Source organism: Pseudomonas sp. TE3-3-F2023 (genome assembly GCF_036784815.1).
Lineage (GTDB): Bacteria > Pseudomonadota > Gammaproteobacteria > Pseudomonadales > Pseudomonadaceae > Aquipseudomonas > Aquipseudomonas pudica.
This window is the reverse complement of sequence record NZ_CP145113.1, coordinates 3,977,813-3,990,441: the sequence shown is the minus strand read 5'-3', so window position 1 is coordinate 3,990,441 and position 12,629 is coordinate 3,977,813. Positions and strand designations below refer to the sequence as shown.

The window sequence follows — 12,629 nt, the reverse complement described above, 5'->3', positions numbered from 1 at the left end:
TGGTCACGCTTTGGTCTGGTTGCTTTCGCTACGGGATGCTTTACGCTGGCGGTTACCTTCCAGAACAATAAGAACAGGCTTCCCGATGAGCCAGAGTTTCAGCCCGCTTCGCAAGTTCGTTTCGCCCGAGATCATCTTTGGTGCCGGCTGCCGGCACAATGTCGCCAATTACGCCAAGACCTTCGGTGCGCGCAAGGTGCTGGTGGTCAGCGACCCCGGTGTGATCGCCGCCGGTTGGGTGGCGGACGTGGAGGCCAGCCTGCAGGCCCAGGGTATCGACTACTGTCTGTACAGCGCCGTATCGCCCAACCCGCGGGTCGAAGAGGTGATGCTCGGTGCCGAGATCTACCGGCAGAACCACTGTGATGTGATTGTCGCAGTCGGCGGCGGCAGCCCGATGGATTGCGGCAAGGCCATCGGCATCGTGGTCGCCCACGGGCGCAGCATCCTCGAATTCGAAGGCGTGGACATGATCCGCGTGCCCAGCCCGCCGCTGATCCTGATCCCGACCACGGCTGGCACCTCGGCGGACGTGTCGCAGTTCGTGATCATTTCCAACCAGCAGGAGCGCATGAAGTTCTCCATCGTCAGCAAGGCGGTGGTGCCGGACGTGTCGCTGATCGACCCGCAAACCACCCTGAGCATGGACCCGTTCCTGTCGGCCTGCACCGGTATCGATGCGCTGGTGCATGCCATCGAAGCCTTCGTTTCCACCGGCCACGGCCCGCTGACCGACCCCCATGCGCTGGAGGCCATGCGCCTGATCAACGGCAACCTGGTGGAAATGATCGCCAACCCCACCGATATCGCCCTGCGCGAGAAGATCATGCTGGGCAGCATGCAGGCGGGGCTGGCGTTTTCCAATGCGATCCTGGGGGCGGTCCACGCCATGTCGCACAGCCTGGGCGGGTTCCTCGACCTGCCGCATGGTTTGTGCAATGCGGTGCTGGTGGAGCACGTGGTGGCGTTCAACTACAGCTCGGCACCGGAGCGTTTCAAGGTGATTGCCGAAGTGCTGGGTATCGACTGCCGTGGCCTCAACCACAAGCAGATCTGCGCGCGCCTGGTGGAGCACCTGATCGCCCTGAAGCATGCCATCGGCTTCCACGAAACCCTGGGCCTGCACGGGGTACGCACGGCCGATATCCCGTTCCTGTCGCAACATGCGATGGATGACCCGTGCATCCTCACCAACCCGCGTGCGTCGAGCCAGCGTGATGTCGAGGTGGTCTATGGCGAGGCCCTCTGACGAGCAGCAACGGGCGCTGGCCGGGTTGCTGGGGCTGGGCGACCACTCGGCACGCAAGAGCCATTACCCGGAGCTGGCGGCACGCCTGGACGAACTGGAGGCCGAACGCAACCGCTACAAATGGCTGTTCGAAAACGCCGTGCACGGGATTTTCCAGGCCAGCCTGCAAGACGGCATGCGTGCCGCCAACCCGGCGTTGGCACGCATGCTCGGTTACGACAACCCGCAAGCGTTGCTGTTTCCGCTGACGGACCTTGCCGCCAACCTGTTTGTCGGCGGGGCCGAGGAGCTGCACGCCATCACCGCGACCCTCGCCCGTGAACGCAGCCTGCACGGCTATGAAACCCGCTTGCGGCGCAAGGATGGCAGCCACCTCGATGTGCTGATGAACCTGTTGCTCAAGCCCGGCCAGGAAGGGCTGGTGGAAGGGTTTGTCGCCGACATCACCGAACGCAAGCTGGCCCAGCAGCGCCTGCAGCAACTGAATGACGAACTTGAGCAACGGGTGGCCGCCCGCACCGATGAACTGCTTGAGGCCAACCGCAACCTGCAACAACAGATCGCCGAGCGCAAACAGATCGCCCGCGCCCTGCGCGATGCCCGCGACGCCGCGGAAACCGCCAACCGCAGCAAGGACAAGTACCTCGCTGCCGCCAGCCATGACCTGCTGCAACCGCTGAATGCCGCGCGGCTGCTGATTTCGACCTTGCGCGAAAGGCCACTGCCAGACGCGGAAAAGGTGCTGGTGGAGCGTACCCACCAGGCCCTGGAGGGCGCCGAAGACCTGCTGACCGACCTGCTGGACATTTCCCGGCTCGACCAGGCGGCGGTCAAGCCGGACGTGGCGCTGTACCGCCTCGACGAACTGTTCGGGCCGCTGGTCTCGGAGTTTCGCACGGTGGCCGATGCTGCAGGCCTGAAGCTGCGCGCGCGCATTGGCGACTACGCCATCAGTACCGACCTGCGGCTGATGACGCGTATCCTGCGCAACTTTCTCAGCAACGCCTGCCGTTATACCGACGAGGGCAGGATCCTGCTGGGGGCCCGGCGCCGCGGCGATCACTTGCGCCTGGAGGTGTGGGATACCGGGCGGGGCATCGCGGCGGATCGGCTGCAGGCCATATTTCTCGAGTTCAACCAACTGGACGTAGGCCGCGCCGCCGACCGCAAGGGTGTGGGCCTGGGGCTGGCGATCGTCGAGCGGATCGCCAAGATTCTAGGCTACCGCGTCGGGGTGCGTTCGTGGCCGGGGCGTGGCTCGATGTTCAGCATCGATGTGCCGATCGGCGAAGCCATGCCGCTGCCTATCCATCAGGCCGCGCCGCAGTTTGGCGCAGGCAACCCGTTGCCAGGCCGCCGCCTGCTGGTACTGGACAACGAAGTGAGCATCCTCGAGAGCATGGGCGCTCTGCTCGGGCAGTGGGGCTGCGAAGTGGTTACCGCGACCGACCAGGTTGGCGCCCTGCTGGCATTGCAGGGGCGGGCACCGGAATTGATCCTGGCGGACTTTCACCTGGACCACGGTGTTGTCGGCTGCGAGGTGGTCAGGCACTTGCGTGAACATTTCGGCGCCGCCATACCCGCGGTGATCATCACCGCCGACCGCAGCGATCAGTGCCGACGCTCCTTGAACAAGCTCGGTGCGCCGTTGCTGAACAAGCCCGTCAAACCGGGGAAGTTGCGAGCGGTGTTGAGCCAGTTGCTGGGCTGAAGCTTGATCCCATGGTCTTGCGCGGGCCTTTGCAGGAGCAGCTTTGTGCTGCGAAGAGGCCGGTACAGGCAACAGATATGCATAATCAGTACGGGCCTCTTCGCAGCACAAGGCTGCTCCTACAGGGGGGGCGCGCAATGCCAGGTGGCTGTTCCCGAAATGGGAGCTCTACTGCGCGCGCTGCACCTCGCACGCTTCCTGCGATGGCACACCGTAGGACACGTAATACGCCAACCCCACGAAGATCGCCCCACCCACCGCATTCCCAAGGAACACGGCCACCAGGTTCTCCACCAACTGCCCCCAGCTCAAGTACCCGGCAAAGATCGCTGCCGGAATCAGGAACATGTTGGCCACCACGTGCTGGAAACCGATGGCGACGAACGCCATGATCGGGAACCAGATGCCGAGAATCTTGCCGCTCATTTCACGGCTGGCATACGACAGCCACACTGCCAGGCACACCAGCCAGTTGCAGCCGATTCCGGACACGAAAGCGTGGAGGAAGTCGGCGTTGGTCTTGCTGGTCGCAGCCGCCAACATCTTGTTCAGGTAGGCCCCCTCGGTCAGGCCCAGCAGGTGACCGAAGCACCCGGCAACGAACAGTGCACCGAACAGGTTGGCGAGGGTCACCAGCAGCCAGTTGCGCGCCACGGCGCCTGGGCCGATGCGCCGGGCGAACATCGCCAAGGGCAAGCTCATCATGTTGCCGGTGAGCAGTTCGCCACCGGCCAGGATCACCAGGATCAGGCCGATGGGAAATACCGCGGCGCCCAGCAGTGTGCCGAACGAGGCCCACTGTACCGGGATCATGGTGCTGACGTGGATAGCCAGGAGAAACCCCAGCGAAATGAATGCACCTGCGAGAAACCCCAGGACCAGCGTCGCATGGGTGGATAGATGGGCTTTTTTGACGCCGCTCTCGATGACGAGCTCGGTGATACGGGTGGGGCTGTTGACGGACATTTCGGAAACTCGAACACAGTGACGGCGATGCAACTGGCATGCACGCCGTGGTGGGGCTTGATCAGTACGGGGTAGGCTGCGCCGCTTGCGCGAAAGGTGTGACACCCAGCTTCGGGCCAGCGGCGAAGAGGGCGGCAAGCTACATGAGGCAATTTGACGCGGTCAAATCGATGGAATGGATGAGCTGATAGACCGCGTCGATGAGGCCCGCAGGTCAGCGCGCATAGATCAGCTTCCCGGCAAACCAGGTCTGCAGCACCTGGGTATCGCGCAGCGTTTCGGCATCGACGTCGAGCACGTCGCGGTCAACCACGATCATGTCGGCTTGCTTGCCAACCTTGAGCGAACCGATCTGCTGCTCCAGGCGCATGGCGCGGGCGGCGTTGAGGGTATAGGCCTGGAACATTACCTGGCGGTCGATGGCTTCAGCAGCGTTGAGCACACCTTTAGGCCCCTTGCGGCTGATGGCCTGGTAGATCGCCTGCCAAGGGTCCGGTGTGGTGATCGGCCAGTCGCTGGCGCCAGCAAGGGTGGCGCCATGCTTGAGCAGCGAACGGGCCGGGAACGTGTGCATGAAGGCCATGGCGTTCACGTACGGCTTGACCAGCTCCATGTTCGATTGGTCGGCGCTGGCCCAGTACAGCTGCATTGCTGCAATCACGTCGAGCTGCTTGAAACGGGCGTATTCCGTGGGGTTGACCATCTGCAAGTGGGTGATGGAGTGGGGGATGCCGCTGTGGCGATCACGCCGTGCCTGCTCGATGCCGTTGAGCGCCTCGCGCACGGCGCGGTCGCCGATGGCGTGCACGTGCACCAGCCAGCCACGGGCGTCGGCGGCACTGACCAGCTCGCCAAAGTGCTTCGGGTCCAGCAGCAGTTCACCGTGCTTGCCGGAGTTGCTGTAGGGCTCGAGCATCGCCGCCGTTTGCGCTGGCGCTTCGGCAACGCCGTCGGCAAACACCTTTATGCCCGGCAGGGTTAGGTTGTGTACGCCGAGAAATTGCCGACGTACCTTGTCCAGTTCGTCCAGGTCGGCCGGGCGGGCCCTGGAATCGGCCATCAGCAGGGCGGCGACGTGGGCGGTCAGCTCGCCGCGCGCGGAGAGGTCCTTGTATACCGGCAACACGCCCAGCGAATGGTTGTTCACATCGGCCCCCGGTAGCTCGTTGGCCAGCGGGTCCATCCAGCCGGTGATGCCCAGCTGCTTGTAATGGTCAAGGGCCATGCGCCCCGCGCTCAGCAGGGTGGCATGGGGCAGCGCGGGCAGCAGGTCGGTCACCGGGTAGTAGCTGGCATCGGCGAGGAAACCGTTCGGTGTCCCGTCCGGGTGTTGGCCGATGGTGTTGCGTGCCTCGGCAGGCAGGGCTGCGATGGTATCGGCATCGATTGCGGCACGCTTGAGCATGGCCTGGTTGGCCCAGCCGGTATGCATGTCGTTGGCGGCGAACAGGATCGGTTGTGCGGCCCATTGGCCGTGGTTGAAGCGCTGTTCCAGCGCCGGAATGTCGTTCCAGTAGGTGCCCGGTACACCACCGACGACAAGGAACTCGCCGCGCACGGCCTTGCCATCGCTGCGCCACTGGCGCAGGCGCCGTTCCAGTTCGTCCAGGGCAACCTGCTCACCAGCGAGGTCGGCCAGCACCAGTTGCAGGCCACCCTTGATGGCATGCGAGTGGGCGTCGAGCATGCCTGGCATCAGTACCTTGCCGCCCAGGTCGATGACCCGGGTGCCTTCGGCCCTCAGGCGTAGCACGGCCTGGTTGGAGCCTACCGCGACGATTTTCTCGCCTTCGACGGCCACGGCCTGCTGCAAGGGTTGGCCGGGCTCGGCGGTGTAGACCTTTGCGTTGTGCAGGATCAGGTCCACGGCCGCGAAACCTGGCATGCAGGTGCAGGCCAGGCCGGCGCTGATTGCCATCTTCAGGAGCTGCTTCATGCTGTGCCTCGTTCTTGTCGTGATGACGCCGCAGACTAGCCAGGGGGCAAGTGCGGATAAAGGCGAGGGCAGGCACAACTTCTTTCGTGATGGGGAAAGAATCCGGCGCCCGTATTTGCCAGAATGCAAGCAGCGGGACCTTGCCGTGCCTATTCAAGTCGCCGGCATTTGCGGGTTTGATAGGAGGGGCAGATACTCGCCACCCTCGCATCATCCACACTGTTTGTGCCGAACAGGAAGAAACCATGGACAAGATGATGGCCCTGACCATCTTCGTCGCTGCAGCCGAACACGGCAGCTTCAGCCGTGCGGCCGAGCAACTGGGCAAGACGCCGTCTGCCATCACCAAGGCTGTTGCGCACCTGGAGAGCGAACTGGGCGTGCGCCTGTTCGAACGTACCACCCGGCGCATGGCGCTGACCGAGGCCGGCACCTTGTACCTGGAAGGCGCGCGCCAAGCGTTGATGCACCTGCAGCGGGTGACCGAAGAGGTGGAGCAATTGCAGCACGCGCTGCGCGGTACCCTGCGTATCACCGCGCCGCCGTCGTTCGGCCCCGCGTTTCTCAACCAGGTATGTTGCCGTTTCATGCGCGAGCACCCGCAAGTGCGCCTGGAGGTCAACCTCAACGATGCCAACGAAGACCTGATCGATGGCGGCTACGACCTGTCGCTGCGCGACGGCCCCACCGACCAGCCGGAGCTGATCGCCCAGCCGCTGATCGAGAACCGCGTGATCCTTTGCGCCAGCCCTGCCTACCTGGCCCGTCACGGCGAGGCGATCACTCTGGAGAACTATGCCCGGCACGACTGGCTGCTGTTGCGCCACCCGCTGCTCAACCGCAGCTTCTGGTGGATCGAACAAGGCGGCCAGACGCTGCGAGTGCGTCAGCCCACCCCTCGGCTGGTGAGCGACAACTTCGACTTCCTGCTGGCCTGCCTGCTCGATGGGCAGGGCTTGCAATTCGTACCCACCTGGTGTGCCGCCCCCTACCTGGCCAGCGGGCAACTGGTGGAGGTGATGCCCGACTACTGGCGGGCGCTGAGCGCGTTCGGCCCCTGGGTGCACGTGCTGTACTTGCCGCACCGGCGCAATACCCGCAAGGTGCAGGCGTTCATTGCCTTGCTGCATGAACACCTGCACGGGCAGGGCGCGCAGAGGCTGGCACGGGGCTGAGTTTTTCCATCGGGGCACAAAAGTTGTGCGGGTTGTGGCGATGATCGATTGGGGGATGCCTCGTTAGGCTAGCGGTGCTTGCCTACCACCGCGGCCTGTACCAGGAGTTCCCCGCCTTGAAGATCCACACCCATGTCAGCGACATCCGCAACCCCCTCGAGCGTGGCCATCAGATTGGTGCGCGCTTCGCCGAGCAGATCCGTACCATAACTGCACTGTATCTGGGCTTTTTTCCGCGGGTTGGCGTGCCCTTGAGTGAGGCACAGCGTATCGGCGAAAACAGCTTGGCAGCCCTGGAAGCCTGGAGCCCGGGCCTGGCCGCTGAAGTGGCCGGCATGGCCAGCGGTGCCGAGCTGCCGCTGTGGCAGCTGGCGAGCCTGAACGCCCGCACAGAAGTACTGGCGGCCCGAACCCGCCACAGCGAATGCTCGACCACCGTGCATGCACCCCGTGGCGCGCGTGCGCCGCAGACCCTGCAGACCTGGGATTGGCATGACAGCCTGTGCCCCCATGGCCTGATGTTGGCGCTGCACACCGAGCGCGGCATGAACGTCAAGCTGTTCTGCGAGTTCGGCATGCTCGCCAAGCTTGGTGTGAACAGCGCGGGCCTCGGCCTGCACTTCAATATCCTCCACCACGCCAGTGACAACGACAGTGGTGGTGTGCCGGTGCACGCCATCGCCCGGCGCCTGCTGGAGGAGGCCAGCAGTGTCGAAGAGGCCATCGAGCTTGCCCGTTCGGCGCGGGTCAGTGCCTCTACCGTGTTGACAGTGTTCTCCCGCCAGGACCGCAGCCCGCGTGCGGCCAGCATCGAATTGAGCCCCGCGCGCACTGCCTTGGTCCTGCCACGGGAAGACGGCTGGCTGCTGCACACCAATCACTTCCTCGACCCACAGCTGAGCCTGGGCGAGCAGGTCGCCGACCATGCCGATACCCAATGCCGCCTGGGCCACCTCGAGCAGGTGGTCGGCCAGATGGCCAGCCCTGACCTGCGTGCCCGGGCCGAGGCCATGTGCGGCGCCGAGGGCGACAAGGCGCCGATCTGCTTCCACCCGGACATGGCCATGCCCGATACCGAACGCTGGGAAACCTTGCTCAGCGTCGGCATCGACACCGAACGCTGTGCCCTGCAATACGTGGCCGGCACGCCCGTGCAACTGGCCAAGGCCGGCTTCGACACTTTCTGAGCCAACCCGGTGCTGCCAGCTCAAGGCGGCGCCGCTGAACGAGAACAACAACAATGCATGCGCAACATTTCCGCCCTGCGTCATCCCGTTCCGCCTTGCGAACCTTCTGCGTCTCCGGACTGGGGACGGCGCTGGAATTCTACGACTTCATCATCTACGGCACTGCCGCCGCACTGGTGTTTCCCCAGGTGTTCTTCCCGCAGATGGACCACCTGACAGCCACGCTGGTGGCCTTCAGCGCTTTCGGTGCGGGCTTTCTTGCCCGACCGTTGGGTGGTCTGGTGTTCGGCCACTTCGGCGACCGCATCGGCCGGCAGAAGGTACTGGTTGCCACCTTGCTGCTGATGGGCATGAGCACCTTCCTCATCGGCTGCCTGCCCGGGCATGCCAGCGTCGGCGTGGCCGCGCCGATCCTGCTGGTGCTGCTGCGCCTGGTCCAAGGCTTTGCGGCAGGCGGGGAATGGGGCGGCGCCGCGCTGTTCGGCATCGAGTCTGCGCCACCGGGGCGGCGCGGGCTGTGGGGTAGTTTCACAAGCATGGGCATCGGGGTGGGTGGCATCCTCGGGGCTGGGGTGTTCGCCATCGTCAGCGCGGCCTTCGACGACAACCTGGTCGATTTCGCCTGGCGCATCCCGTTCTGGCTGGGCGGCACCCTGGTGCTGATCGGCCTGTACGCGCGCCTGAAGGCACCGGCAGCGGCCACCACGCCCGTTACCAAACCAGTACATGCGCCGTTGGCCGCGGCCCTGCGCCAACGTCCGCGGCAGCTGATGCTGTGCACCGGGATCGCCTTCGGTTACTGCACCATCGCCTACATCGGCAGCACCTTCTTCCTGACTTACGCCACGCAGGTGGGCTTCGGCAGTACCGAGGCGTTGATGTTCGATTTGGCGCTTTCGGTCGCTATCGTGCTGTCGGCGCCGTTGTTCGGCTACCTGTCGGACCGTTTGGGGCGGCGTACGGTAATGGGGTTCGGCGCAGTGGCCATGGCTCTGGGGCTGTTCGTGTTCTTTTCTCTGGTGGGCATGGAGAGCTTCGCCATCGCCTTGTGCGCCTACAGCCTGACTGGCCTGCTGATGGGCGCGACCCAAGGGCCTATCCCAGCCTTCCTAGGCGAGCAGTTCCCGCGCAGCATGCGCTATTCGGGTATCTCGGCCAGCTACCAGATCGGCGCCGCGCTGGGCGGAGGTACCGCGTCGAGCATCGCTACGGCAATCCTGATCCTCACCAACCAGGACCCACTGGGCGTGGCGCTGTATGGCGCGGGAGCCCTGGCACTGGTTGCGGTGTGTTCGCTCATGCTGCGCGAGACATCGCGGTTGAGCATGGCGCAGATCGATGAGGAGGGGCCGGCCGGGGCGCGTGGTGTCCTGCAACGCGATAACTGCGAAACAGCGGGATAGAGCATTCAAAGACATCTACTAAGTTTGGATCCAGTTGTTGGTAAAACTTTCCATTCGGTCAAGTTGCAATAACTTAGCAAACTAACTAACTTTATTTAGTGTACCGCCTGTCGGTCGTTTTGCTCGAGAAATGAACGATTTGGGCGACGCTGACTCCTATTTGCCAGCAGGTGCCTTCAATGTGATCGCACCTCGCGCCTTTCCCCAGAACTTATGGACGTTCAACCTCATCGGCATCGCAGGGATGCTCATGGGGCTTTTTTTTTCGAATAGTGGAGCAATGCCATGACCAACCGAGGCTCTTCGGGTGAGCCACTGTGTGTATTGAATAACAATCTGCTTTTTCATTTAACGATTCGAATTTGGCTTTGCCGCTGCGATTAAATCGTTCGCACGCCTATTGCAAAGTCATCTAGCGCTAACGCATTACGTGGAGAAAACGTCGTGGAGATTAATACAATTATTAGCCTGTTCGGGCAGAAAGAATCCATGGAGCTGGTGCGGTTGTCGGTGATTTACGTTCATTTGCTGGCGTGTTGCATTGCCATCGGCCTGGTGTTCGCCAGTGACGCCGAGATGGTCAGGAACTTGTTGAAAGGTCATAAAGAGGCCGGGCATGACAGTAAGCATATGACGAGCTTGCAGAAGTCCGTGGCCAATGCCCTGATATTCTTGTGGCTCACGGGCGCCGCAGTGATTGGAATTGACTACCTTGATAAAGGTATGAACTATTTTGCCAATCCGAAACTTCAAGCGAAGGTCATTATTGTCATGCTACTGACCTTCAACGGCATGTTGTTGCATCGTTATGTATTGCCTGCCTTGCTCAAGGCGGGCAACTTGCTGGACCTTAATTTTGGCGTGCGGATGTTCGCGCTTTTCTCCGGCGCACTGTCGGGTGTGTCCTGGCTGTATGCGGCGATGCTGGGCGTTGGCCGGCCACTGGCCTGGAAATACTCGCTGACCGAGTTGCTGCTGGCCTATCCGGTACTGATCCTGCTTGGCTTTGTCATGATGGCTGCCCTGACCCAGTGGGCACGCAACCGTAGCCAGGCCGAACCGGTCCCGGCGCCTGTCTGGCGATTGGCAGGCATTCCTACCTGATTGCCTGAATTACGCTTCAATTGCGCCGCGAACCGGGAAACGTGGTTCGCGGCGAGCTCGTTTCATGCGCAGCGTCCGGGCGGTTCGCCTGGCGGCTCCCACACCGAATGCGGCGGGCTTGCGGGCGGAGTTCACTGCTCGACAGCGCAGTGAGGAAGGGCTGGGTGATCTCCAGGACGCGCCAAACGAGCGATATCTGTTGCTCTGCGCGACAGTAGTACACCCACCCGAAATCTTCACAGTACTCAAGACTTGCACATGCCCTGTGGGAGCGGGCTTACCCGCGAAAGGGCCGGAACAGGCAGTCGAGAAATTTCAGGAGTTCAACAATGGCCATACATGGCAGGCCCGTGTCGTTGAATTTGAACGTCGCGCCTGGGGAGGGCTCTTAAATGCAAAGGACATTGTGAGGGCTCCCTTATGAGCATTGAACGCAGCATCCCCGAGCTCGAGGCCTGGTACGCCCAGTACGACGACATCAGTTACCGCCGTGAGTCGCCGGATGCCTACCACCATGAACTGCTGCGCACCGCCGAGGCCCTGCGTGACGATGGCGCGATCGATTGGGACGACTGGCTGGCACTCAAGGCATTGGCTGATGACGCCCATGTGCGCGCCCTGGAAGATGCCGTGCAGGCCCATGTCAGCGACCCCGACGCATGAAAGCGCTGAAGATTGCCACGTTCAACATCAACGGCATTCGTAGCCGGCTGCCGGCACTGCTGGCCTGGCTGGAGCGGGAGAAGCCCGACATTGCCTGCCTGCAGGAGCTCAAGGCGGCGGATCAGCAGTTTCCTCGCCAGGCGCTCGAAGCGGCGGGTTATGGTTGCCTCTACCAAGGGCAGCCTTCGTGGAACGGCGTGGCCATTCTGGCGCGGGGCAGCGAACCGCTGGAAGTACGTCGTGGCCTGCCCGGCATGGAGGACGACAACCAGAGCCGCTACCTCGAGGCAGCGGTGCAGGGAGTGCTGGTTGCATGCCTGTATCTGCCGAACGGCAACCCGCAACCGGGGCCGAAATTCGATTACAAGCTCCGCTGGTTCGAAAGCCTGATCGCCCATGTGAAAGGGCTGCATGACAGTGACCATCCCACGCTGCTGGCGGGTGATTTCAATGTGGTGCCTACCGACATGGATATCTACAACACGCGCTCCTGGATGAAGGACGCGCTGCTGCAGCCCGAATCACGCGCGTGCTACCAGAAACTGCTTCAGCAAGGTTGGGTCGACGCCATCCGCCATCTGTATCCGGACGAACGCATCTATACCTTTTGGGATTACTTCCGCAACCACTGGGCCCGCAATGCCGGGTTACGTATCGACCACCTGCTGCTCAACCCCGAACTCGCGCCTTACCTGAAGCAAGCAGGCGTCGATGCCTGGGTGCGTAACGAACCCAAGGCCAGCGACCATGCACCAGTGTGGATCGAGCTGAGCACGCGTCGTCGGCCGTAGGGCAGTTCGAGCGAACCTTCAACTACCGGAACTACCGCTGGAGCCCGAACCACCGGAGCCTCCGGTCCCGTTGCCGCGTTCCGATCCATTGCTGTCACTACCCGATCGGTCGGTAGTGCCATCGCCACCGGTATTGTCAGTATCATTGCTATCGGTGCCGCCAGAGCCCGTGCCCATGGCATCCGCAGGCGTGCCGGAACCAGTCGCTCCACCTTGGCCGTTCATATGCCCGCTGTCATGCGGTTGCGTGCCAGGGGCACGCTGATCGTTCAGGTCGGTGGCTGCAAACACCACAGGTGCGCTGGCCCCCAGGCACAGTGCGAGCAGTAACGAATGAGGCTTCAATATCTTCATGGCGATGCTCCTTTGCAGATGGGTCACCTTCTGTTCGGCCAGCATCGTCCGCGACCGTGCCGTTTATTCGACGGAATGCATGGGGCGCTG

Annotated in this window: 11 protein-coding genes; 8 read left to right on the top strand and 3 right to left on the bottom strand. The window is 62.8% G+C overall.

From position 1 onward, the window contains the following. The first annotated feature begins 85 nt into the window (after nt 1–85). Together ercA and V3314_RS18025 are read left to right on the top strand one after the other, a co-directional pair. Nucleotides 86–1,249, top strand: a complete 1,164-nt coding sequence (ercA, locus tag V3314_RS18030) for an alcohol dehydrogenase-like regulatory protein ErcA (protein ID WP_108479827.1) — start codon at nt 86–88, stop codon at nt 1,247–1,249. Then, the gene (locus V3314_RS18025) at nt 1,233–2,960 is read left to right on the top strand and encodes a NahK/ErcS family hybrid sensor histidine kinase/response regulator (RefSeq protein WP_338459427.1); all 1,728 of its coding nucleotides are present in this window, start codon (nt 1,233–1,235) and stop codon (nt 2,958–2,960) included. Before ercA ends, V3314_RS18025 begins: the two co-directional genes overlap by 17 nt. A gap of 168 nt (nt 2,961–3,128) precedes the next feature. On the opposite strand, the gene V3314_RS18020 is transcribed toward V3314_RS18025, so the two are convergent. Beyond that, on the bottom strand, nt 3,129–3,926 hold the full coding sequence (locus tag V3314_RS18020; RefSeq protein WP_338459426.1) for a formate/nitrite transporter family protein: 798 nt from the start codon (nt 3,924–3,926) through the stop codon (nt 3,129–3,131). 214 nt (nt 3,927–4,140) lie between these two features. Beyond that, a complete protein-coding gene (locus tag V3314_RS18015; RefSeq protein ID WP_338459425.1) occupies nt 4,141–5,862 on the bottom strand; it encodes an amidohydrolase in 1,722 nt (573 codons plus the stop codon). Nucleotides 5,863–6,107: 245 nt separating this feature from the next. On the opposite strand from V3314_RS18015, the gene V3314_RS18010 reads away from it, so the two are divergent. The 6 genes from V3314_RS18010 to xth all read left to right on the top strand — a co-directional run bounded on the left by V3314_RS18010 (nt 6,108) and on the right by xth (nt 12,185). Then, nucleotides 6,108–7,037, top strand: coding sequence for a LysR family transcriptional regulator (locus V3314_RS18010; RefSeq protein WP_108479831.1), 930 nt, complete (start codon nt 6,108–6,110; stop codon nt 7,035–7,037). Between the two features lie 116 nt (nt 7,038–7,153). Continuing rightward, nucleotides 7,154–8,224 (top strand): C45 family peptidase, encoded by a 1,071-nt coding sequence (locus tag V3314_RS18005; RefSeq protein WP_338459423.1) that lies wholly within the window; start codon nt 7,154–7,156, stop codon nt 8,222–8,224. Between the two features lie 53 nt (nt 8,225–8,277). Continuing rightward, complete coding sequence (locus V3314_RS18000) at nt 8,278–9,627, top strand: MFS transporter (protein ID WP_338459421.1); 1,350 nt, start codon at nt 8,278–8,280, stop codon at nt 9,625–9,627. A 489-nt stretch (nt 9,628–10,116) separates the two neighbouring features. Next, nucleotides 10,117–10,731: a hypothetical protein gene (locus tag V3314_RS17995; protein ID WP_046613850.1), complete on the top strand. Its 615-nt coding sequence runs from the start codon at nt 10,117–10,119 to the stop codon at nt 10,729–10,731. A gap of 420 nt (nt 10,732–11,151) precedes the next feature. Beyond that, nucleotides 11,152–11,394 carry a hypothetical protein gene (locus V3314_RS17990; RefSeq protein ID WP_003257678.1) on the top strand — a complete coding sequence of 81 codons (243 nt, stop codon included), beginning with the start codon at nt 11,152–11,154 and terminating at the stop codon, nt 11,392–11,394. Continuing rightward, nucleotides 11,391–12,185: an exodeoxyribonuclease III gene (xth, locus tag V3314_RS17985; protein ID WP_196174531.1), complete on the top strand. Its 795-nt coding sequence runs from the start codon at nt 11,391–11,393 to the stop codon at nt 12,183–12,185. Before V3314_RS17990 ends, xth begins: the two co-directional genes overlap by 4 nt. Before the next feature lie 18 nt (nt 12,186–12,203). Here xth and V3314_RS17980 read toward each other — a convergent pair whose 3' ends face one another. Then, the gene (locus V3314_RS17980; protein WP_196174532.1) at nt 12,204–12,539 is read right to left on the bottom strand and encodes a hypothetical protein; all 336 of its coding nucleotides are present in this window, start codon (nt 12,537–12,539) and stop codon (nt 12,204–12,206) included. Nucleotides 12,540–12,629 lie beyond the last annotated feature (90 nt).

Excerpts from the sequence above, each read along its gene's own strand:
- ercA (WP_108479827.1), top strand. The coding sequence starts at position 86 with ATGAGCCAGAGTTTCAGCCCGCTTCGCAAGTTCGTTTCGCCCGAGATC.
- V3314_RS18025 (WP_338459427.1), top strand. The coding sequence starts at position 1,233 with ATGGCGAGGCCCTCTGACGAGCAGCAACGGGCGCTGGCCGGGTTGCTG.
- V3314_RS18020 (WP_338459426.1), bottom strand. The coding sequence starts at position 3,926 with ATGTCCGTCAACAGCCCCACCCGTATCACCGAGCTCGTCATCGAGAGC.
- V3314_RS18015 (WP_338459425.1), bottom strand. The coding sequence starts at position 5,862 with ATGAAGCAGCTCCTGAAGATGGCAATCAGCGCCGGCCTGGCCTGCACC.
- V3314_RS18010 (WP_108479831.1), top strand. The coding sequence starts at position 6,108 with ATGGACAAGATGATGGCCCTGACCATCTTCGTCGCTGCAGCCGAACAC.
- V3314_RS18000 (WP_338459421.1), top strand. The coding sequence starts at position 8,278 with ATGCATGCGCAACATTTCCGCCCTGCGTCATCCCGTTCCGCCTTGCGA.
- V3314_RS17995 (WP_046613850.1), top strand. The coding sequence starts at position 10,117 with ATGGAGCTGGTGCGGTTGTCGGTGATTTACGTTCATTTGCTGGCGTGT.
- V3314_RS17990 (WP_003257678.1), top strand. The coding sequence starts at position 11,152 with ATGAGCATTGAACGCAGCATCCCCGAGCTCGAGGCCTGGTACGCCCAG.
- xth (WP_196174531.1), top strand. The coding sequence starts at position 11,391 with ATGAAAGCGCTGAAGATTGCCACGTTCAACATCAACGGCATTCGTAGC.
- V3314_RS17980 (WP_196174532.1), bottom strand. The coding sequence starts at position 12,539 with ATGAAGATATTGAAGCCTCATTCGTTACTGCTCGCACTGTGCCTGGGG.